Annotated in this window: 18 protein-coding genes, 1 tRNA gene and 1 pseudogene; 5 read left to right on the top strand and 15 right to left on the bottom strand. The window is 56.2% G+C overall.

Features of this window, described 5'->3' with window-relative positions; translation table 11 throughout:
- Positions 1-277: 277 nt before the first annotated feature.
- Positions 278-354 (top strand) — tRNA-Met (locus IFT53_RS15400).
- Positions 355-1288: 934 nt separating this feature from the next.
- Here the strand turns inward: IFT53_RS15400 and IFT53_RS15395 are convergent.
- A complete protein-coding gene (locus IFT53_RS15395; protein WP_192065911.1) occupies positions 1289-1933 on the bottom strand; it encodes a 3-oxoacid CoA-transferase subunit B in 645 nt (214 codons plus the stop codon).
- A 1-nt stretch (position 1934) separates the two neighbouring features.
- A complete protein-coding gene (locus IFT53_RS15390) occupies positions 1935-2651 on the bottom strand; it encodes a CoA transferase subunit A (RefSeq protein ID WP_192065909.1) in 717 nt (238 codons plus the stop codon).
- Positions 2652-2768: 117 nt separating this feature from the next.
- On the opposite strand from IFT53_RS15390, the gene IFT53_RS15385 reads away from it, so the two are divergent.
- Positions 2769-3323 (top strand): LuxR family transcriptional regulator, encoded by a 555-nt coding sequence (locus IFT53_RS15385; RefSeq protein ID WP_052496796.1) that lies wholly within the window; start codon positions 2769-2771, stop codon positions 3321-3323.
- 160 nt (positions 3324-3483) lie between these two features.
- On the opposite strand, the gene IFT53_RS15380 is transcribed toward IFT53_RS15385, so the two are convergent.
- The 10 genes from IFT53_RS15380 to IFT53_RS15335 all read right to left on the bottom strand — a co-directional run bounded on the left by IFT53_RS15380 (position 3484) and on the right by IFT53_RS15335 (position 12320).
- Positions 3484-4248, bottom strand: coding sequence for a cyclase family protein (locus IFT53_RS15380; RefSeq protein WP_192065907.1), 765 nt, complete (start codon positions 4246-4248; stop codon positions 3484-3486).
- A gap of 3 nt (positions 4249-4251) precedes the next feature.
- Positions 4252-5169: an NAD-dependent epimerase/dehydratase family protein gene (locus tag IFT53_RS15375; RefSeq protein WP_192065905.1), complete on the bottom strand. Its 918-nt coding sequence runs from the start codon at positions 5167-5169 to the stop codon at positions 4252-4254.
- On the bottom strand, positions 5169-6146 hold the full coding sequence (locus IFT53_RS15370; protein WP_192065904.1) for a fumarylacetoacetate hydrolase family protein: 978 nt from the start codon (positions 6144-6146) through the stop codon (positions 5169-5171). The genes IFT53_RS15375 and IFT53_RS15370 overlap by 1 nt, the downstream gene beginning before the upstream one ends.
- Positions 6147-6194: 48 nt before the next feature.
- Entirely contained in the window at positions 6195-6776 is a 582-nt protein-coding gene (locus IFT53_RS15365; protein WP_192065902.1) for a cupin domain-containing protein, read from the bottom strand.
- Positions 6773-7891, bottom strand: a complete 1119-nt coding sequence (locus tag IFT53_RS15360) for an MFS transporter (RefSeq protein WP_192065900.1) — start codon at positions 7889-7891, stop codon at positions 6773-6775. Before IFT53_RS15360 ends, IFT53_RS15365 begins: the two co-directional genes overlap by 4 nt.
- A 77-nt stretch (positions 7892-7968) precedes the next feature.
- Positions 7969-9099 carry an FAD-dependent oxidoreductase gene (locus IFT53_RS15355; protein ID WP_192065898.1) on the bottom strand — a complete coding sequence of 377 codons (1131 nt, stop codon included), beginning with the start codon at positions 9097-9099 and terminating at the stop codon, positions 7969-7971.
- On the bottom strand, positions 9096-9491 hold the full coding sequence (locus IFT53_RS15350) for a Rieske (2Fe-2S) protein (RefSeq protein ID WP_192065897.1): 396 nt from the start codon (positions 9489-9491) through the stop codon (positions 9096-9098). The genes IFT53_RS15355 and IFT53_RS15350 overlap by 4 nt, the downstream gene beginning before the upstream one ends.
- Positions 9492-9509: 18 nt before the next feature.
- On the bottom strand, positions 9510-10457 hold the full coding sequence (locus tag IFT53_RS15345) for a VOC family protein (RefSeq protein ID WP_192065895.1): 948 nt from the start codon (positions 10455-10457) through the stop codon (positions 9510-9512).
- A 28-nt stretch (positions 10458-10485) separates the two neighbouring features.
- The gene (locus tag IFT53_RS15340; RefSeq protein WP_192065893.1) at positions 10486-11151 is read right to left on the bottom strand and encodes an EthD domain-containing protein; all 666 of its coding nucleotides are present in this window, start codon (positions 11149-11151) and stop codon (positions 10486-10488) included.
- On the bottom strand, positions 11148-12320 hold the full coding sequence (locus IFT53_RS15335) for an alpha/beta hydrolase family protein (protein ID WP_192065891.1): 1173 nt from the start codon (positions 12318-12320) through the stop codon (positions 11148-11150). Before IFT53_RS15335 ends, IFT53_RS15340 begins: the two co-directional genes overlap by 4 nt.
- Positions 12321-12498: 178 nt before the next feature.
- Here IFT53_RS15335 and IFT53_RS15330 point away from each other — a divergent pair, with 178 nt between their 5' ends.
- The 3 genes and pseudogenes from IFT53_RS15330 to IFT53_RS24145 all read left to right on the top strand — a co-directional run.
- Positions 12499-13440, top strand: a complete 942-nt coding sequence (locus tag IFT53_RS15330; protein WP_192065890.1) for a LysR substrate-binding domain-containing protein — start codon at positions 12499-12501, stop codon at positions 13438-13440.
- Between the two features lie 281 nt (positions 13441-13721).
- Positions 13722-14606 (top strand): SphA family protein, encoded by an 885-nt coding sequence (locus IFT53_RS15325; RefSeq protein WP_192065888.1) that lies wholly within the window; start codon positions 13722-13724, stop codon positions 14604-14606.
- A gap of 158 nt (positions 14607-14764) precedes the next feature.
- Positions 14765-15094, top strand: a pseudogene (locus IFT53_RS24145) (integrase core domain-containing protein); the annotation flags it as partial.
- Here IFT53_RS24145 and IFT53_RS15320 read toward each other — a convergent pair.
- The 3 genes from IFT53_RS15320 to IFT53_RS15310 are packed head-to-tail and all read right to left on the bottom strand — an operon-like array spanning position 14998 to position 20932.
- Positions 14998-15252, bottom strand: coding sequence for a hypothetical protein (locus IFT53_RS15320; protein ID WP_192096937.1), 255 nt, complete (start codon positions 15250-15252; stop codon positions 14998-15000). The pseudogene IFT53_RS24145 and the gene IFT53_RS15320 overlap by 97 nt on opposite strands.
- A 50-nt stretch (positions 15253-15302) precedes the next feature.
- Positions 15303-18053: a M16 family metallopeptidase gene (locus IFT53_RS15315; protein ID WP_244656349.1), complete on the bottom strand. Its 2751-nt coding sequence runs from the start codon at positions 18051-18053 to the stop codon at positions 15303-15305.
- A 2-nt stretch (positions 18054-18055) separates the two neighbouring features.
- Complete coding sequence (locus IFT53_RS15310; protein WP_192065884.1) at positions 18056-20932, bottom strand: TonB-dependent receptor; 2877 nt, start codon at positions 20930-20932, stop codon at positions 18056-18058.
- Positions 20933-20956 lie beyond the last annotated feature (24 nt).

Below are 20956 nucleotides of genomic sequence, written 5' to 3'. Positions count from 1 at the left end.
ATGGTACTCCGTCTTAAGACGCGGGAGAGTAGGTCGCTGCCAGGTCTGCAAAACGCAACAAATCATAAAACAGTCTTCTCAATCACATTCCTTCGGCCCAGCCGATACTAAGGGTCGCGAAAGCGGCCTTTATGCGTTTAAGCGCACAACTCATAGGCGGATGTCGTTCCCCTCGAGTTCTAACAACGGTATTTTGCCAAGGCAAAAACCGGACCGGAAACGCAAACTCTTCGAGTTTGCTCTGTCGCGAAAATCCCATCGGGATTTACGCTGGTAACGCGGGGTGGAGCAGCCCGGTAGCTCGTCAGGCTCATAACCTGAAGGCCGCAGGTTCAAATCCTGCCCCCGCAACCAAATTTATTGGTAAGCTCCCACTCGGCAAACCTCCTCAATAGTTTCTCTGCATACGCCTTGAGAAACTTCGTGCGTTTGGCCTCAGAGGCAATCCGCGACGTCTTTTACGTCCATCGACGACATGATGGTCGCAATGTGCCGTGGACTTGCAGAGATGCCAGCTAATCGTCAGGTGCTTGGCCGATGATGACCGTATGGGTGAGGTCGCGCACGATTGGCATCAGGCGCTGTTTGTGTGCTCATCGCCCTACGGGCGAGATAAAGGAACTTGCGGTTAGCAATCTCGGTCCTGGCGGTGACCTTCCACCCAAATTTTCCTTCTGATTAGGTAGGGAGCAGAAAAGTGGCGACCCTCTCACATCTGATCTGAGTGTGTAATGCTCAACAGCCTTCAAGACCTAGGCTTGGCGGAGCTCCTTCTGGGGATAAGCTTCGCGTTGAGACGCAGGTGACGGTTCGCGGTGGGCATTCTGCTTTGCAGAGCGTGTCGCCAACGCACCAACCGAGAACGATAGGCGAGGTGTCCTTGATGGGCTAGCGGCTCGTGATCCGCGTTCTGACGATAGAACAGTTGGAATTTGTCCGCGATGATGGTCTGTTTTTGAAACAGGTATTATTAGGTCAGCGTAATATTTGCGCGATATTTCTCGCGGCTGTTCTCAAGCTGAACGTCATTGACGATATGCTCAACGGTTGAGGGCGGGTTCAAATCAGCGCCACGGCCTGCTGCTGGAAACGGGACGCATGATCGACGTCTCCTATAGCCGTGCGATGTCGGAGAAGGAGAGATCAAGGGGCGGCGTGGTGAGCTTTGATCGGGTCCGTCACGAGCTTTAGTTCGAGATGACTCGCAGAATTCCGCCATTACCCGAGTACTGAACAGCGTCGCTGAAATATCACCCCGCCGGACGAAGCCGGCGGGGTGTATACAGCTTCAAGACAACTCGACAGTGAAACTTGCCGCAGTCTTCGACGTGATCTCTTCGAGCGATACTCCGTCGGCCAATTCAATCAGCGTCAGTTTTGGTGTGCCATGGCGCGCGACGGAGAAGACGCCCAGGTCGGTGATGACCAGATCGGCAACGCGGCGGCCTGTGAGCGGGAGGCTGCATTCCTTCATCAGTTTGGATTCACCCTTGGCCTCGTGCTCCATGACAACGACCACCCGCTTGACGCCGGCGACAAGATCCATCGCGCCACCCATCCCCTTCACCATCTTTCCGGGTATCATCCAGTTGGCGAGGTCGCCGCTCTCAGAAACCTGCATGGCGCCGAGGATGGAGAGGTCGATATGGCCTCCGCGAATCATCGCAAAGCTGTCTGCGGAGGAGAAATAACTCGTCTTCGGTAGCTGGGTGATCGTCTGTTTGCCGGCATTGATGAGATCGGCATCTTCTTCTCCCTCAAACGGGAATGCTCCCATTCCGAGCATGCCGTTTTCGCTCTGCAAGGTGACTTCCATGGTATCGGGAATGTAATTGGCAACAAGTGTCGGGATGCCGATACCCAGGTTGACATAGGAACCGTCCTGCAGTTCGCGCGCAGCCCGCGCTGCCATTTGTTCGCGTGTCCAAGCCATATCAGCCTACCTCTCCAGTCGTTCTCGTCCTGACCGTACGCTGCTCGATCCGCTTTTCAGGATTGGGGATGTGCACGATCTTCTTCACAAAAATTCCAGGTGTGTGGACTATGTCCGGATCGATATCACCGACAGGCACCAGGTGCTCGACCTCGGCCACCGTCAGGCGTGCTGCGGTCGCCATCATCGGATTGAAGTTGCGCGCAGTCTTCCGGTAGACCAGATTGCCTTCCGTATCGCCTTTGAAGGCGTGGACGAGCGCAACATCGGCAAACAGGCCTGTCTCCATGACGTAGTCGTCGTCTCCGAAGCGGCGGACTTCCTTGCCTTCGGCGATGATCGTCCCGACACCGGTTTTGGTGTAAAACGCTGGAATGCCTGCACCGCCGGCCCGGATGCGCTCGGCCAGCGTGCCCTGCGGATTGAATTCGATTTCGATGCTTCCGGACAGATACTGGGCCGCGAAAAGCTTGTTTTCACCCACATAGGACGAAATCATTTTTCGGACCTGCCGGGTTTCCAGCAATACGCCAAGGCCATAGCCGTCGACGCCCGCATTGTTCGAAATCACAGTCAGATCCTTAGCGCCGGACAGTCGAACGGCTTCGATCAGGCTTGTCGGAATTCCACAAAGGCCGAAACCGCCTGACATGATGGTCATGCCATCAGTCAGTTCACCGGCCAGCGCCTCCGCTGCGGTTGACGTTATCTTTCTCATTCTGTCCTCCCTCATCTCGTCTCTGACGGTGCCAGAGGCGAAGCTGATGAAGAGATTATGCCTTGAAATGTGGGTTGAGTTAGCCGTATTTATACGGCATTTGGTCGCGAGGTTCTCATGAGGGCTAAACCTGTTACTCCACAGTTTGCACTGACGGAGATTCCCGTGCCGATGGTCTATGCCACGCATCGTATTATTCGGGATTGTAACGAGGAATTCGCTCGCCTGTTCGGCTATTCACGTTCCGAACTGATCGACGAGAGCTTTGCGCGTCTTTATCCCAAGCACGCGGATTTTGTCAGGGCAGGGCGAATGTGGAAGGCTCATCTGTCGGGTGAGAACGTCTATAATGACGAGCGAATCATGACGGCAAGCAATGGTCGGCGCTTCTGGTGCCGTGTTGATGGCCGCTCCCGCCATCCATCGGACCCGTTTGCGCAAGCCCTCTATTGTTTTCAACCTATTGCCCGTCCTGTGGCAAAGGAGCGGCTAAGCCTGACGGACCGCCAGAGGCAGATCATCGCGCTTGTGGCCCAAGGCAAGACAAATAAGATCATCGCTGACGAACTCGGTCTCTCGGCCAGAACTGTCGAGTCGCATCGCGCCCGTCTGATGAAAGCGACAGGACTGAGAAATGGAGCAGAACTGGCGGCCCGGTTTGTGAGCAGCTGAGCAGGAAGGATGCTTCGGCAGCGCTCCGCTCGGAGCGAACCTTTCGGTGTGGGACCCTCCTCGTACCGATGCCACTCAGGCGTGTCGCCTTGGATATCGGCGTGGCATTGATGACATGCCACGCCTTTGTGTTCCGACTTATCAGCGGCAGTCGGTACTTTCAGAGCATGGCGATCGCGCGACACCAGCCGGCCGAGCCGCCCTTGATCTTGACGGGCAGGCAGGAGACGGTGAAGCCATGTGCCGGAAGCTCGTCCAGACGTGTCAGCTTCTCCATATGCATGAAGATCCCTTCGCGTCCCGCCTTGTGGCCTTCCCAGATCAGCGCAGCATCGCCGGTTTCTGCGAAGCGCTTCGCCGTGACCGGGAACGGTGCGTCCCAGGACCATGCGTCGGTCCCGGCAATGTGCACGCCCTGGTCCATCAACCAATGGGTCGCGACACGGCCAATGCCACAACCACGACCGAGATAGTCCGGTCTGCCATAGGCCGCACCGGCTGCCGTGTTGATGAGGACGATATCGAAAGGCTGCAAAGTGTGCCCCGTTGCCTTGACCGCAGCCTTGATGTCCGCCTCGGTTGCGACATGACCATCCGGAAGATCGCGAAGGTCGAGCTTTACGCCCGGGCGGATGCACCAGTCCAGCGGGACTTCATCGATGGTCCAGGCCGGTTTCCCATTGTTCATGGTGGATGCAAAGTGCCATGGGGCATCGAGATGCGTACCGGCATGAGCTGTGAGCGCCAATTGCTCGACAGCCCAGCCTTCGCCACCTGGGACATCGGCGATATCAAGTCCGGGGAAAAAACGCAGGACTTCTTGCGAGCCTTCGGCATGATTGGTGTAGCTGATCTTCGGACCCAGACCGGGCGGATCGGCGGGGACATCATTCTCGATGGCAACCGATAGATCGATGATCTTCATATCTCATTCTCCTGAAAGTGCGGCTGCCGCCAGCTGTTCGAGAGTAGCATCCGCCCGAAAACCGAGGGCCTGGGCTGCCCCGGCATCAAGCGGCGGCATCGCGCCGAAGATGCGTTGCAGCTTCTCGTCATCGCCCCAACCAATGCGCGCCGGCTTTCCGACTGTCCGGACAATGGCCTCTGACACGGCCTCAAGGCTTGCATGGAGAACGGGAGGCTGGACGACCGTCGGAATGGGGCCTTGCATCTGTGCGGCGTGCAGCAGTGCAGTCGTTGCAGCCCGCCGCGACATCCACCAGCATGTGCTGGTCGAGGGCACGGGGCAGTCATAGGCATCTCCGGCTGCAATGCGATGGAAAATCTGGCTCATGAAAGCCGATCCGTGTCCGCTCTCGCTTGGCGGTCTTGCAACGATGCCCGGAAAGCGCAAGCTCATGGCAGAAAGCGCACCTCGCCGTGTCATGTCCGAAAGCAGGATTTCCATCATCAACTTGTGGGCGCCGTAGGTCAGGAGCGGCGCCGGGCGTGTCTCAGTCGTGACGACGCCATTACCCAGATCGCCATAGACCGCAATGGACGACGCAAAAATGAAGCGGGCACCTGGACACTGCGCTGCTACGCCACGCGCCAGTGCAACGGGGGCCAGAAGGTTGGCGCTGTGGCCCAAATCCTGCTCAGTCTCGGCCAGACTTCCTGGGACGCTTGCCAGGTGAAAGACGAGATCGAAACCCGGCGCCAGGAGGTCGGCAACGAAGTCCAGGTCGCAGAGGTCGCCGGCTATCGTCTCCGAGCCAACCGGCCCCGAACCGGAAAAGCTGCGATCTGTCAGAACCAGCCGCCGAGCCTGCGAAAATGATGTCGTCAGTTGGGCGAGCAGGCCTCGCCCGAGAAATCCATCGGCTCCCGTAACCAGAATACGCATTAGACCTGAACCACGCGCTGATCGATCACACCAAAGGGAACGGATCCATCCGGCAGACGTGCCTCCATCCTCACCCGATCACCCCAGGTCAGGAAGGGGGTGCGTGCCGCGCCTTCGTCCAAGAGTTCGATCGTGCGAATTTCGGAAATGCAGGACGATCCGGCGGCCCGATCGGCATTCGACACTGTGCCGGAGCCGATCATCGTTCCGGCAGACAGGCGCCTTGTGCGTGCGCAATATGCGATCAGCTCACCAAACGAGAAATGCATCTCGCTGCCGTCTGCGCGGCCGACTTCGCGATCATTGATCGAGACATACAGAGGAAGCCCGACGCGACCATTGGCCCAGTGGGAGCCGAGTTCGTCGGGTGTGACGGCCACGGGAGCGAAAGCTGTCGAGGGTTTCGCCTGCACAAATCCGAATCCTGCACGCATTTCACGTGGTCCGAAGGCACGCAGGGACCAGTCGTTGATCTGTACGATCAGGCGCACATGGTGTGCAGCGGTCTCTGCCGTCGTCCCCATGGGCACGTCAGACAGCACCACGCCAAACTCACCTTCCATATCGATGAGCATTGCCTCGTCCTGAAATTCGACATCGGCGAGTGGACCCCGAAAGTCATCGCTGGCCCCCTGATAGATCAGCGGGATCTGTTCGAAATCCGGATTGATTGGATTATTGAACGCCTTGTCCATCAACCGTCCATGATTGAGGAAAGCCGAAGCATCGAGCCATTGCGGCGCGCGCGGAAGGGGGGCGATGCAACGTTGTGGCTCAAAGCGGGTCGCAAATGACTCTTCGCCTGCATTCAGTCGCTGATAGAGCGCGTCGAGCCTTGGGGATACGATATCCCATTGCTCGATTGCCGAGAGCAATGATGTCGCGATGCCCGTTGCAGGCACGGCCGATGTCAGGTCGCGGGAGACGACCCAGAGCTGCCCGTCGCGGCTGCCGTCATGATAGGTTGCAAATTTCATTTTGACCTCATACCAACCGTTGCTGGCCTCAAGTTTTCTTGTTTGTCCTCACCGTCCGGAAAGGCTTGTTGCGATCTCCGGATCGTAGGTCCCGGAGACGAGCACGAAGAGCATGCGGCACATCTTGCCGGACCGGTTGGCCCAGGCATGGTTTGTCCCACGCTGGATGACCACGGAACCGGGCTTCAGGCAGACCTCGCCATCATCCACGACAAGGGTCATTTCGCCTTCGATGACAATACCGTAGTCGATCGATTCCGTCCGGTGCATCAGAGGATGCGGGGAGTTTAGTTTGACCGTCGACGCGGCCTTGTCGCCGATCTGTTCGAAGGCTGCATCCATGCTTCCGGCGCCAGTTTTCAGGAAATCCTCTGTGTCTGGGGGAATGTCGACAAAGCGGATCCTTGTGCCAGCGATAGGAGGAGGCAGCATCAATGGACCGAGCGTCGGATCGTCACCGTTTCCCACTCTTGCGGGGCTTTCGGCGGTTGACCAGACTTCATGGAAGACGGTTCCGGGTATCGCCGTCACTTCAACGACCTTGGGAAGCGGTCCGACCTCGCTGAGTATGGAGCGGCCGTCTTGGGCATGTCCTGTGACGATGCGGGTGATATCGGGAAAGTTTGTCATGCGGTTTTTGCCTTGGTGAAGAAGCCTATGGAAATCACGCCCACGGCGACGGCGGCGATGCCAAGCGCCGAATAACCGAAGTTCTGGCCAAGCGCTCCGCCGACAATCGGCCCGAATGCTGCGCCGACCATCAACATTGCCGGCGTGGCGGCGACGGCACGGCCAGTCGGATCGAGTTTGGCCAATCGCCCGAACGCGAAGTTGTGGGTGAAAATCTGGATGGAAACGAAGACTGCGGCCGCCGGCGCCCAGACAGTGAAAGCTGTGGCCGAAGTGACGATGATAGCGAGAATGACCTGTACGGCAGGTCCGATTTGCGTGACCAGAGTTGCAGAAATACGAGCCTGAAGGAAGGCAGCAGATGGCGACGGCAAAATGAAATTGACGAAACCCAATGCGATGAGAACCGCAAGCACGTTATCTGCAGAGAAGCCGCGGGACTTGCCTATGACCTCGACGAAGGAAAAGACCATCGCCTGATTGAAGGTCATGAGACTGATGCCAAATATGGTGAACCATGTTGCCCGGTTGAAAGGCTTTCTCTGGTAGTTGAGATTTCTGTCCGGATTGCAAAACAACAGGGCCGAGCTGACGGCAGCGACTGTCATGATCCCGCTAAAGACCTGGAAAAGGACTGGGCCGCCAAAGGAAACCAACAATTGTGGAATGACAGCCAGGAGAACGATGGCCAGCAGGCCGAGCGCAATGCCTGCCATGGCGAAAAGCCGATGGGGATTTGCGCTGAGGCCCATCGTGCCATGAACCATTGAAAGCGCGACGCCAATCGAAAGGCCCGCTACGAAATGCAGGACGGCGAGCGGAATGAAACTGCTTTGTGTCGAAGCCAGCAAGAACGCCACGGCAGCGACTCCAAAGCCGAGAGCCGATGACAGCCTCTGGTTCATGTCGTTGAAGCGCGGAGCAACAATGGCGCTGGCTGCGACCGCCCCAATCAGGAAGAGGGTTGCCAGCGCGCCTGCCTGCTGCGGACTGAAGCCGAAACGCTCGACCAGTGCGCCCACCCAAACCGGCAACGCTATCAAATCGAGCATCCCCGAGAAGTGGCCGATGACAAGGGCTGCCACCCCGGCCGCTCCGAATTTCTGTCCCGACATGCATGTTCCTCCTGTGTTTTTTTAACCGCGGAGTCCGGTGTGCGATCTCCCAAACCGCATCACCACCGCGCCCTGTCTCAAATGGCTTCAGCCAGTGTTTTCATGGATGCCTGCATGATCGAGGCATGCTCTTGACGACTGCCACCATGGATCTCGATATCGGCCAATTTGCCGGAATTCTCGACCACCATCCGGCAGCGCTCCCAGCGTCTGGCTTCAAATGCGGCAAGTGCTGTGTCGACCTGATCGTTAGCCCCCATTTCGTCGGCCAGGACCATGGCATCCTCGATGCCGATGCAGGCACCAGCAGCCAGATGCGGCGTCGTCGCATGGACGGCATCGCCGATAAGGACCACACGGCCTTTGAACCACGGCCGTTGCAGCAACATCTGCTCGAGCGGGCGATAGATGATGTGGTTTTCGGCCGAGAGTTCGGTAGCAATCTTGCGGATGATGGGTGAGGAAAACCGCTCAAGCAATCCGCGCAGGCTCTCGACGAGGACCTCCGGCGCGACGAAATCGTTCGTGGGGCGATCTTCCGTCAGGAATAAATAGGCCTGGTCCTTGTTCACCCCGTTCATGCCGACTTTCAGCTTCGGCCCCATCCACATGGCGACGGTGTCGATGCCTTTGGGCCGGGGCAGCACGGCACGCCAGACCGATTGGCCTATGAAACGAGGCTTGGGAGCGTCGGGAAAGACGCTGGCTCGGACGGAGGAATACAGTCCATCTGCTCCGACAACCAGATCATACGTGTCCGAACAGCCGTCGCTGAAGGTCACCTGGACGCCCGTCTGATGCTGAACGATCTGGGTGAATGTTACACCCAGCCGCACCTTTGTCGGCGACGCTCGCACTGCTTCCGACAGGATCTTGGCAAGTGCAGGGCGCATGATGCCGCCGCCGCCGGGAATGCCGGGACCGGCAACGCGAGGCGTGGGCAGCGTCACAAGCACGGAATCGTCTGGTCCCCGCATCTCAACGCCGTCACTGACAAACCCCTCTTCGAGAAATCGCCCGATGAGGCCGAGTTGTTCCAACACGCGCAGGGTCGAGCCATGCAGGCTGATCCCGGCACCATAGGACCGCCAGTTCGCATCGATCTCGACGAGATCCACCTCGAAGCCCTGGCGCGACATCTGCAACGCTGCGGTCATGCCCGCAAAGCCGCCGCCGACGATTAGCACCTTCTTGATGCCAGAATTCATGGTTTTTCCTCCTCTGCAGGTGATGCGATGAAAATCTCCCCTCCATCGCTCACGGTAAATTCGACAGGTGTTAGTCTTTGTCCAAGGCACGGGCCCAGGACGCATTCACCCGTTTCTATGTCGAAAAGGGCGCCATGCGAGTGGCAGGCAAGATGACTTTTGTCACCATTGAAATAGGCATCGGTCTTCCAGGACATTGGTGTGCCCGTGGAGTAGTGCGGGCAGGCGTCGAGCCAGGCATGTAAAACGCCGTTGCGCTTGATCAGTATGATCTTGCGTTTCAATCCTCCCAAGGGCCCGAACCCCTTGGCATCTCCCTCCTTCACCTCATCGATATGGCAAACAAGGGTGTTTTGTGGACGAGGCGTTTCTGGGTTCCAGTGCCGAGACATGAGGGTTCTCGGTCCTGCTCAGCCCTTCGCACCTGGGGGTGGGCCGCCGGAAGGAGCCCACTTCTCGCGCATCTCGAACAACACAATCTGGGAGGATTCGGCACCCATCGGGGCTTCCCGGGCCACCCACGCGTCGTCGTGCTTGTCCATGTCGGCGTCGTATTCGAAGTGACAGCCGAGCGGGCTGTTGAAGTACCAGAACCAGTTCGATCCGAATTTGTGACGGCCCGGGCCCCAGAAGCTCTGATAGCCCTTCTTGACGAAACGGGTCCCTGCGACCATCAACTCGGTTGGGCCGCCCATGTGGAAGGCGAGATGCTCGCATCCTTTCATGTATTCGGGTGTGCGAATGAAGAAGAGCGTGTGATGGTCGTCATTTGCTTTTGGCCGCAGGAACGGACCGGCTCCTGATAGAATGTCCGTGATGACGAAGCCGAGGCGGTCGCAGTAGAAGCCTGTTGCAATGTCAATGTCTGGAACAAACAGCACGACATGGCTCAGCGAACGCGGCAGTGCTGGCATCTCCTCCCAGACGCCAATTTCGTTCGGTCCACGCTGCGCGGGTGCACCAGGAGCATTGATCTTTTCCGCCGGCATGCTCAGTTCGCGGCGGATTGTCACCTGGAACTTCAGCTCGAAACCGTGATCGTCCTTCAATTCGATGGACCCGTCGGACAGGCGCGTTACACGACGGTCGCTGGACAATTCCGCTTCTATGGCATCCAGGTCCTCCGCAGCGCGAACGCCGTAAACCTGCTGGCGCAACATGTTGGAGGTCGGAAGCGGAGGCGGTAGCGACGGATCCGCTTTGTGGCGAATGACAATGCCCGTGCCGTCAAGCGTTTCAAAGAGACCGCCTTTGTCCGTCACGTCGACCGGCTTGAGGCCGAATGCGGTAAGATATTCACTGCAGGCTGCGATGTCGTCAACGCCGAAGACGAGATAATCGGGACCGATGATATTCATGGGCAATCCTTTTTTGGGTCGGTTTCGCTCATCCGGCATGGAGAACAAATTCGCGGGCAATGGTCAGTGTGAAATTGGCGTGATCGTTCGGCAGGCGTGCGTGGATCGCGTCGCGGCACGCCTCTGCGAATGCGATGCCATCGGCTTCGCCTGGCCACCAGAATTCGTCGATCGCCTCGATCTGTGCGGGAACCGCGGGTGTATTGCGGCATTGCCCGAGAACGCCGTCGAGCGACGCACCGAGCGCGTCGGCCAAGGCCGCAACGGTGGGTTTGGTGCCATGCCAGGTCAGGAACACCTTGATGAGATGATCGCGTGACGCGGGAGCGACAATGATCTCTTCCATAACCGGGAGACCGATCACAGTCGCCGTATCCACCATACGTGGCTCGTCGGGCTGCAGGCGCTCCAGATAAAACTGCGTTTCTCGTGAGGCTTTCAGCGTCGGCAGATCGGGAAACCAGACTTCCGTCACGAAGTCCAAACCGAGGGCGAAGACTTTGACCTGTCCCTCGCCACCCGCATAAATGCCGTCAAATGCGTGGTTCTGCACGTAGCGACGCGGCGCGTTGTCGGCGTCAGCTGCCATGTAGTCGAGTACGAGGCGGCCGTGGACATCTTTCATGTGGCTACGGTTTTCAGCCAGTGTCTGTCCTGGCCGCCTGCGGCCGAGCATCATTACCTTGATAGTCATGCAGCCGTCCTCCCGTTTGTATTTCCGCCCAGCACCTCTGCCACCCAATCCGCGATATAAGCGCCAGCATTGGCGGAATTGTCGAAGCTGGAATGCTGGACGCCGCCTGTGCGGGCATTAAATATCTTCAGCTCGCGCTTCGGACTGTTGAGCAACTGGTCATAGGTCGCTTGCGCCCAGCGCAGCGGGATCTGGCTGTCCTTCTCGCCGTGGGTCACGAGGAAGGGAACACGGATGCGGTCGAGGATGCCGTCCAGATGAACTTTCTCGGCAATGTCCATGAATTCATCCATGTCCTTGGCACCCCACACCCACATGACATGGCTCCAGTAGTGAGGAACAGGCAGATTGCCTTCGCGGGCGAGACGCTTCTTCTGGACGTCACGCCAATCATGATTGGCACCCCAGACCACGCCACAGGCGAAGCGAGGCTCGAAGGCAACGGCGCGCGGACAATAATAGCCACCAAGGGACACACCCTCCATGCCGATACGCGAGGGGTCGATCTCTGATTGTCCCTCCAGCCAATCGACCACGCGGCTTGCCCAATGTTCGCTATCAAAGCGCGCCGTCAGCCCCTGCAGGCGAAGCGCTTCGCCCGTACCTGGCTGGTCGACCAGCAGCGATGCGACGCCGCGCTTGGCAAGCCAGGCCGGGAGACCAACCAGAAATTTCATTTCCTTGGTGCTGTCGAGACCATTGACCTGGACGAGCAGGGGGGCCGGGCCGACAACGCCTTCCGCCGGAACATAGAGCGCAGAAAGATGCGTTCCCTCATAGGGAATCTCAACGCGACGGCAGGAGGAACCGGTGAGGGACAGCCCCTCTTCAAAGGCGGTGAGAAAACGCCGGTAGAGAGCGACACGACCTTCCGAGCCATGGGCAAGCAAGCGCTCGGCTGTCAGCATATAATTGGCAGCACGGATCAGCTTGTCACCCGCAGAAATCCGCCGGTCCTTTTCCTTGTCCTCGTCGGCAAGAGATATCAGCTTGTCCGCCATCCGGATCCAGGTTTCACGGAAGGCTTGTGTGCCGGCCGCATCCGGCGCATTGGCTGCCTCCTGCAAAGGGGCACACATTTCCTCGATTTCCCCCATCCGGGCCCCCATCTCGATCGACAGATCGACGGACAGGTTCCAGACATAATTGGTCGGAAAGTACTTAAACATTTGAGCTCCTCGTCGCCGCCTCCAGCGATCTCCACAACGGCAGGCTCGTCACGGCGCGGCATTTGGCACGCGGTGACATCTCCTCCCAGATGAAGATTTAACGACAATCAGACCGTTTACAAAATTGCTTCGATGAATGATTTGTATTTACAGTATCAATATCTAGGAGGAGTTTGCGATGCGCTTCAAGAATCTCGATCTCAATCTGCTTGTCGCGCTGGACACCTTGATCCGGGTCCGCAATGTCAGCCGGGCGGCGGATGAAATGTTCATCACACAGTCTGCGATGAGCAACGCGCTGGGGCGGCTGAGGGACTACTTCAACGATCCCCTTCTGATCCAGGTCGGGCGATCAATGGAGTTGTCACCCCTGGCAGCATCAATTGAACTGCCGTTGCGTGATATCATTGTGCGTATCGAGGCTACTGTCGTGTCGACGCCATCGTTTGCTCCCGAGGATGCGTCCCGGAGTTTCAGCTTCATCGTCTCGGACTATACGGTTCTCACCATCATGCCCAACTTTTTGCAAAGGCTGGCGATCCGGGCACCCGGCATTCATATCCATCTCAAACCCCAGCAAAATCAGCCGCATCTTCTTCTGGAGCGTGGAGAGGCAGACTTCTTGATCGCGCCAACCATATTCTGTTCCACCAGTCACCCGACGGAGGTGCTGCTGGAGGATAAGATCTGTTGTATCGTCGACGCACAGGGACCATTCGGCGAGGGCGAGATCTCGCAGGCGGATTTTCTGGCGGCGGGGCATATTGTCATGCAGCCGCCCAATGGCGGCGAGAGCTTCGCACAGCGCGCCTTCGATCAAGCCGGGATCAAGATCCGGGTGGAGGCAACAACCTATTTCTTTTCCTCGTTGCCACTGCTTGTTCGAGGAAGTCGAAGAATTGCGCTGGTTCAGCGAAGTCTGGCGGATGTCTTGTTGAACGTTGGTGGTATTCGGGTGGTCGAGCCGCCCTTTGCCTTCCCGACATTGTGCCAATCGCTTCAGTGGCACAGTTATCGAACACGTGACCCAGCGTTGGCGTGGATTCGCGAGCAACTCCTCGAGTCGGTTCGACTTGCCCGCAAAGATCAACCGGGCGAAACGATAGTTCAGATCGTCTGATCAATATTATCGGCCTGCGTATTAATTCAACGAATACGTCGTATTGCGATTGACCATTTTACATCCGTCAAGTGTCACCATAATTGCTGCTTCAGGCGACTTCCAGTTCCTTTGAATGGGACTTGAGGCGCTCGGGGCGAGGTGGACGCCAAGGGGGCAGGCTGCAGACAATTGTACGGCCAAACTCGCATGACGCGGGAATGATGTCGTGCGCCGATTTGTATCCGACTAGCCGCTCGCGCGGAGACCATCGTCATTGTTCATGTGAGGAGGGATGAATAATGAAATTGAATACATGTTGGCTCGCTGCCGTCGTATCCGCGACGGCACTTTCTGCGCAGGCGGCCGAGAACGGAAACACACAGTATTCGCCGGGTTCGGCACAGTTCTTTGCCGGTGGGATGCCGCCATTTCCCGGCTTTTATTTCGTGTCGCAGATCAGCTACTACAGCGCTGACCGGACAAACGATTCAAACGGTGACAGGATACCGATCGACTTCAAGGTGAAGGCGTTGGCGGAGACATCGCGCTTTCTCTATATCAGCGACATCAACATCGCTGGTGCCGACGTTTGGGGACAGCTTGTCGTGCCTGTCGTCCATCTCGACATGTCCTTGCCGTTTGGGCACGACAAATCCACTGCGCTGGCCGATATTATTGTTTCCGGTGGTCTCGCCTGGCATCCGGATCGCTACAACACGTTTGTCGCGGGTCTCGACATTGCTATGCCCACCGGCAGTTACGATGTATCGGAACTCGTCAATATCGGCACCAATCACTGGTCGGTTCAACCCACCGTCGCATATCATTACACCGACCCTGAGGGCTTCGAGTTTGGCGGTGTCGCCCGTGTGATCTTTAACACCGAGAACACGGATACAGATTATACTTCCGGCAACGAACTGGTCATCGATTATGCTCTCGGCTGGAATTTCGACAAGCTGCGCGTGGGCGCCGTCGGCTACTATTTGCAGCAGCTAACCGATGATAGCGGACCGACGGCCCCCGCCGATGGCAAAAGAGGCAAGGGCTTCGCGGTTGGTCCGTCCCTGACATACAGCTTCAATCCCGGCATGCAGCTCGGTGTCTCCTGGCAGCATGACGTGGTGGCGGAAAACCGGTCGCAGGGCGATATCTTCTGGGTCAATTTCGCCACGAAGTTCTGAACAGCGCGTCCATGCCCTTGGGGGGACATTTTCGCAAAAGCCCGTCTGGTGTCATCGTCTGGCACCAGACGGATCGGAGCGCTCATCGGACAAGGCCACGACAGCCAAAGACTGGGCAAAGAGGTCTAGTTCTCTTGGCAGCCGGGTGGGTCGTTTGATCCCTCAATCGGTTCATCGAATGGCGCGGAGAGCCGGATACAATTCGGGCGGACAATGGGCTCTAATACATCAGCGGCACACTTTTGGCATTAGCCAAGAAGCGGAACATCGCCATCGCCCATATCCAGCCGGGAAAGTCGGCGCAAAACGCCTAAATCGAGCGCTTTGACATCACGGTCAGGCATGAATGCCTGGGATGCTTCAAGTTTGATACTATCAAGCAGGCGCAGGACTACGCCACACGATCGCGCTGGACATACAACCCTGATTTACCCGATATGGCCACGGGCGTTATCACTCCGAGGCAAAAGCTGAAAATGGCAGCATGAATTCTACTGCCGATCCCGATTAAAAACGGGTGGATTACCAGATGAATAGGTGTGTGAATATAGGTGCTGTGATGACCACCATTGCTCTTCCGCTGTCCCGGATCAACATATCCATCAGGTATGCGTAGCCTGGCGGTGAGGCTGAGTTCACTTGCCATGGCTCTCTTTCTAATTCCATTGATGTCTCGATCTCCCCACTGATATTCCGCTACCGCTTCGGCATTTGAATCAACACTGCGATGTTGTCCGTGCTGAACGCGCCGCGGGCGTGGGTTGCCAGCAAGGTTGGGGTGATGCGCTTACCAAGACTTTGCACCCGGTTAAGATATCCCCCATTGCCGTATCGGAGATAGCTCAGCGCAAGTCTGCGTAACAAAGTATTCGGGTCGTCAAGTCGGCCGAGTTCAGCAAACGCAATGTCAGCCTGAACTCGATTGACATCCGCATTCAACGCTAACTCCGGCATCGTCTTGATCACACCGATAGCGGCGTCCGCCAGTTTACTGGCTGTTTCAGGTGCACATTCGAATGACAGATTGCCGATGATCCGGTTTGAGTCAGGATCAAGTTCAAGGTCGAACTGCACGGAATAAACGCCGCCCAGTTCCAGCCTCAGTTTGTTCTTCAGCGCTTGCTGGGCTAATGGCGTCAGCGTCGAGACGATAAATGCACCCTCTGGTGTCCAGTTCATCGGTGAAAAAAACGACATTTTCACACGTGCCTTATCGGTATCAAATGTTTCGATGTTGGCCGTATGAACTCCATTGCGTTGAAGCGCTGGCATCTTGGATAGTGGCTTTGCGCGCGAAACCGCGCCAATTATCTCGGCAAAGGCCGTCTTTATGGTGTCGTCCGGAGTGGATCCGACCACAAACCATGTGACCGGTGCCGATAGAAAACCCTGAGCGGTAGTCGCCAGGCCCTCTGTCGTCACGGTGTTGATGTCGATGGCGGACAGCTCTTTAGCAGCGGTACCATACAATAGCTGCGTGTAGTCGTCGGGGTGTGCGAGGGGTGCTGCCTGTTTAAGAAATATGTCCAATGCTTCGTCTCGAACCGTGCCGAATGCCACACTCGAAGCATATTGTTCGAGAAGCAAAGGCAATTGGTCCGTCTGAGCAGCGACTGCGATATCGAGCGATCCCTTTTTGAGAACCCAACTCCAGCTTTGCTTTTGTGATTGTTGCCAGCGATCAAATTCTCTTTGTGACCAAAAGTGAAAGCCACTCTGCTGCCATAACTGGATGGCGGTTTGTGAGATGATGCTGCCGAATTCGGCGTTCATGTAACCTGGATGGGACTGCCCCGACACGTAGATCTTGCCATCCGGAGTTTGTCGCTCCAGCCATATGACTCTATCGCCGTTTGAAAGATGCCATTCAATGATAGATGGAACCTTGTTGTGGGTTTCAGAAGTAATGTTGCCGTTCCGTGGCAGTTGAGCCTCTTGTGGCCATTTTGGCGGCTCATTCGCTTTTGCCGCGTTCGGTGTCTCTACGATGGCTGGCAAATCTGGAAGTGAATCGAGTGTTCTCAGCCGTGTGTTTGCGTCTGTGATCTCGTCAACGGTGGGCAGTACCCGCGTGACGTTACCTTGAACCTGATAAAATAGGACCTTATCAGGCGAAGACAGCATGTCCTGCATCCTTCGATTAAGGCCTTCAAGTGTTATGCGCTTTAACAAGGTGTCCGTTTTCGCGGTGCGCGCCTGCGGCTCTTCAAGGACGGACCCGGTAAGCACAGCGGAGGCAATTTTATCCTCCCATTCGGCGAAAGTTCTTTTTCGCGCGGCATCAACATTGTTTGTGTTGATACGCCGCGCATTCGCCATCAATGAATTGAAGCCATCACCGGAAACCCCGTTTCGGCGCAACCGCTCGACCGTCTCTAGCAGGATTGGCCACGCTGTTTCGTGATCGTGCGTGCGGGCATCGAAAGCCAATATCAACCGTTCTTCGGTCGTCTCCTGCGCGACAAATGCGAGACCATCGACTGCATGACGGAAGTGAAGGCCCTGGCTTTGAACGGCGTCTCGGATGAGGCGTATCAGGAAATAGTTTTGTAGATACGCGATCTGGCCATCTTCACTTTTGCGATCTGGCATGGGTATGCGCAGCGCATAGGTCACCTGGGACGAGGAGCCCTCTTCATCCTGGACCAGTCCCGTCGTTATACCATTCCTAAGCGGAAGCTTGACATAGGGGCGATCCGGGCGTGGCTGCTTTGGCGCGGAACCGAAAAGCCGCTCGATGGCATTCACGGCAATCTGCCTGTCTATGCGACCGGACAGAATGAGAGTCATGTTGGCGGCTACGTAAAATCGCTTGTGAAATGCACGGATGTCGGCAATGGAAACCTTTTCTATGCCGTCACGCGTGCCGATTGTCGGGCGGTCGACATAACGTGACCCGGCGCGCAAGACGGCCTTCTTCTGGCGGCTTATGCGGTCAGCAACGCTATTGCCCTGACGCAGTTCCTCGAGGATGACGGATCGTTCCTTTTCCCAGTCTGCTTCTAGCAATTTCGAGCCAAATGCGAGGTCAGACACAAGCGCTAGAGAGCCCTCGAGGTCGAGCGCATCGTTTGGGCGTGTGCGCAGCATGAATTGGGTTTCGGTCTCTCGGGTAACAGCATTGACCTGAACGCCTGTCCGCCAGCCGAGATGCTGGAAGTAACGGTGCAATGTTTCAGGATGCGCCACGCTCGACTGAAAAACCATGTGTTCCAGTATGTGCGCAACGCCGCTTGGCGTTTCCTCATCGACGGAACCCGCATGCACGATCAGCCGGATGTTGAAGGGATCTTCCAACTTTTCGCTATCATAGATGATGTAGGATAGTCCGTTTTCGAGCGTTCCCCGTGTCAGGCGGGGATCCCATTTTGGCTCATCTGCAAAAGTGGTCTGCGAAAAAATAAGAGTGAGGCTGATCGCTGTGACAACGAGACTAACAATTTTCATCATCAGAACGTCGCCTTGGCGCCGACCCAGACCGTACGACCGATTATCCAGGGCTTCGATTTCGAGCTAGTGGCGTTGCCTGTTTCATCGAACAGATTGTTGACTTTGACATTGAAGACGAGGCTGGCATCGTCCTTCTTATAGACGGTGTAGTCGGCTGACAGATCAACCGTTAATGCTGCGTCAAACTCGAAGTCTTCGTAAATGTCGTGAGACATTCCATCGACGATAATGGTTTTGTCGGTATTTTTGGCGCCGGTATAACGAAGATTGTAATTGCCAGAAACGTCTATGTGAAGGCTGTCATCCAACCAAGTGCTGGAAAGCCCGGTCTGGAGGCGGAGCGGAATATCCATGTTGCCTGTTACGACACCGAAACCGGCTTGGGTGTAGGACTTGCCTTTGTACCAGATATGATCGTCTTCGAAATCGTCTTCGAAGTAGCTGTCATTGGAAACCTCTCTTTTCGACCAGGTCACCGACGCGTCAAAGCCAAGCCGCTCGATACTACTGATGGAGCTGACGTCGATCTCTTTGGAATATTCGGCGCTCGCAGATTGATATGCGCCATAGGCGTCGTTGGTGAGAATACGGCCTTGTCCACTGGGTCCGCTGGTCTCTGAAGCGAATTGGTCCTTGGCTCGGCGGTCAAGGAAACGCAGCCGCCAATCGCCATCAAAAATTGGATCCTTGCCGGATAGACCAAAAGTGATCTCGTCCGTGTATGGCGTTTTTAGATCGGAAGCGCTGTTGCTATAATTTCCGGCGATCGCAGCGAGTTTCCAGGTATCACCGACAACTCCGCCCGTTTGAACGCGTGTGTATGATTGTGGTCGTGGCTGCTGATCGCGGATTGCGAAAGCGAGGCTTTGCGCATTGTAGTACCGGTTGACACCTGCGGAGAGCGAAAAGTCCTCCCAGGGCGTCACGGTTGCGACCAGGCGAGGTGAAATGTCGAGATTTTTCATATAATCGTTGTAGGAGAGTCTTGCTCCAGCCCGTACGTTCAGCCAATCCCAGGTTTGCTCAATCTCTGCATATGTGTTGAACTCGTTCAGCTCGGCTCTGATGTCAAATGCCTGGTAGACCGTCTTGGTGCTTGCAAACTGCTCGCGGCTGCACTCTTCATTGGTGTTGCAAGTAAATCCTGGGATCGTGCTCGAAACGTCGCCAAGTGAGGTGTATACGCCATAGTATAGAGCGTCCTCTGGGCGCCTGCGATAAGCTTTCGTATGGGTGTATTCTGTGCCAACGGTAAACGTACCATTCCAGATATCACCCGTCAGGTTTTCGGACCATCCAAGTTGCTCTTGGCCTTGCTCTTTGTCTCCGATTGCGCCGTCGTAGCAGCGGGTAGTCGTTTTGGTTGGGTCTGTCCGGCACCAGTCGGATAGCTCCGTTGAGGTGAAAATACCGCCGCCATTTTTTGAGCTTCGCGTAGTCTGTTGTACAAAGGCTCTGGCGACATTGCCGTTCATGTCGTTTAGTGTGTTTGACTTTCCATAAGTTAGCTTTGAGGCCAGCTTGACATTGGAGAAAGGAATACCGCCAAGGTTGACGTCCCCGAATTCGTATTGATGTGCTAACTTGCTTGTCAGGCTCCGGGTCTCGGTATTCAAAATCAGGTTGCGCCATGTCGCGCTTTCCCAGGCTTGATCATAATCCGTATAGGCACCCTCCAGAGTGAAATCTCCGAAGTCCGTGTCGGCCTTTATTTGCGCTCTGTAGAAATCATTCTGAGAGTCTTCATCGACGCGGTCAGTCTCTGTGTATCGATATTCCTTGTCCTTCTGTGTGGAGGCGCTCGATCTACTGTACTGGCCCAGGATGGCAATATTGTCTGTCACCGGACCACTGGCTGAAATCGATGATCGCCGCTTGATAAATTCATTGCGGGCGACGCTGTTTGGATTCAGGCCGTCCTTAGTCGCAAGGTTGAAACTCGTCCAATCACTTGAGGTGTAATCGATGCTCGCACTCCGTATCCAACGGTCCTTCTGCGCATCCATTAACTTGTACGAAACAACACCGCCCTGGAAATTTCCGTATTTGGCAGACGCATTGCTATCGATGACTGTTGCCTCTTCGATAAAGTCTGTTGGTACAAATATTGTCTGAGAATGCAGCCCATAAACACGGTCTGCATTTGGCGGCGATTCAGTCGTTGCAAATTCCTCACTGCCATAGCGCTCCTGACTACCCGTGACGTCGTTGATTTCCATACCGTTTATGATGAAGTTGTTCTCATAAACACGTGCGCCTGAGATCGATACCTCACGAGGTTTCAAGTCTATGACGCTCTGGTCTGTGATGCCGGCGTCGTCGTCAACATCGTTCTGGTACTGGACGTTTGGAAGGTTGCGAAGGATACCATTGGCATCGTTGCCTTCCGCGCGCGCAGTAATCTGGCCGCCGTAAAGCGTGCTGGTACCTGTGTCAGCAACGCTCCCAGTGCCAAGGCCCACGCCACTGCGCGCGCCTTTGACCACAATCGTTTCAAGTACAGTCGAACCGTCAGAAGCCTGCTCGGTAGTTGATGCCCCAGCAAGCATTACCGCGTTGGGGCCGGTCAAACGGATCGTGACGTTTGAGCCTGATAACATTGCCTCAAGAGCTTTGAGTGGCGCCATCCTGCCCGAAATTGGGCTTGATCGCTTACCGCTGATGACAGCTGCCGCATAACCAACCTGCCAGCCGCTCTGCCGGATGAATGTGTTGAGGGCTGCGTTCAGTGGCTGCGCCTCTATGGCGAACACCACTGTATTTTCTGTAATGATGTCTTGGGCATGAGAGTTTGTGGGGATCAGTTGGGTAGATATAACCGCTGTCGTAACCAGTAACGCCGCGAAACTCTTTCCGCGCTTTAAACCTCTATTCACTGTCGTCCCCATGTCCAGGGCGCT

It is taken from the genome of Rhizobium sp. CFBP 13644, assembly GCF_014842165.1.
Lineage (GTDB): Bacteria > Pseudomonadota > Alphaproteobacteria > Rhizobiales > Rhizobiaceae > Agrobacterium > Agrobacterium tumefaciens_C.
Note: the sequence above shows the minus strand (reverse complement) of the source record. Positions and strands in the feature narration are given on the sequence as shown.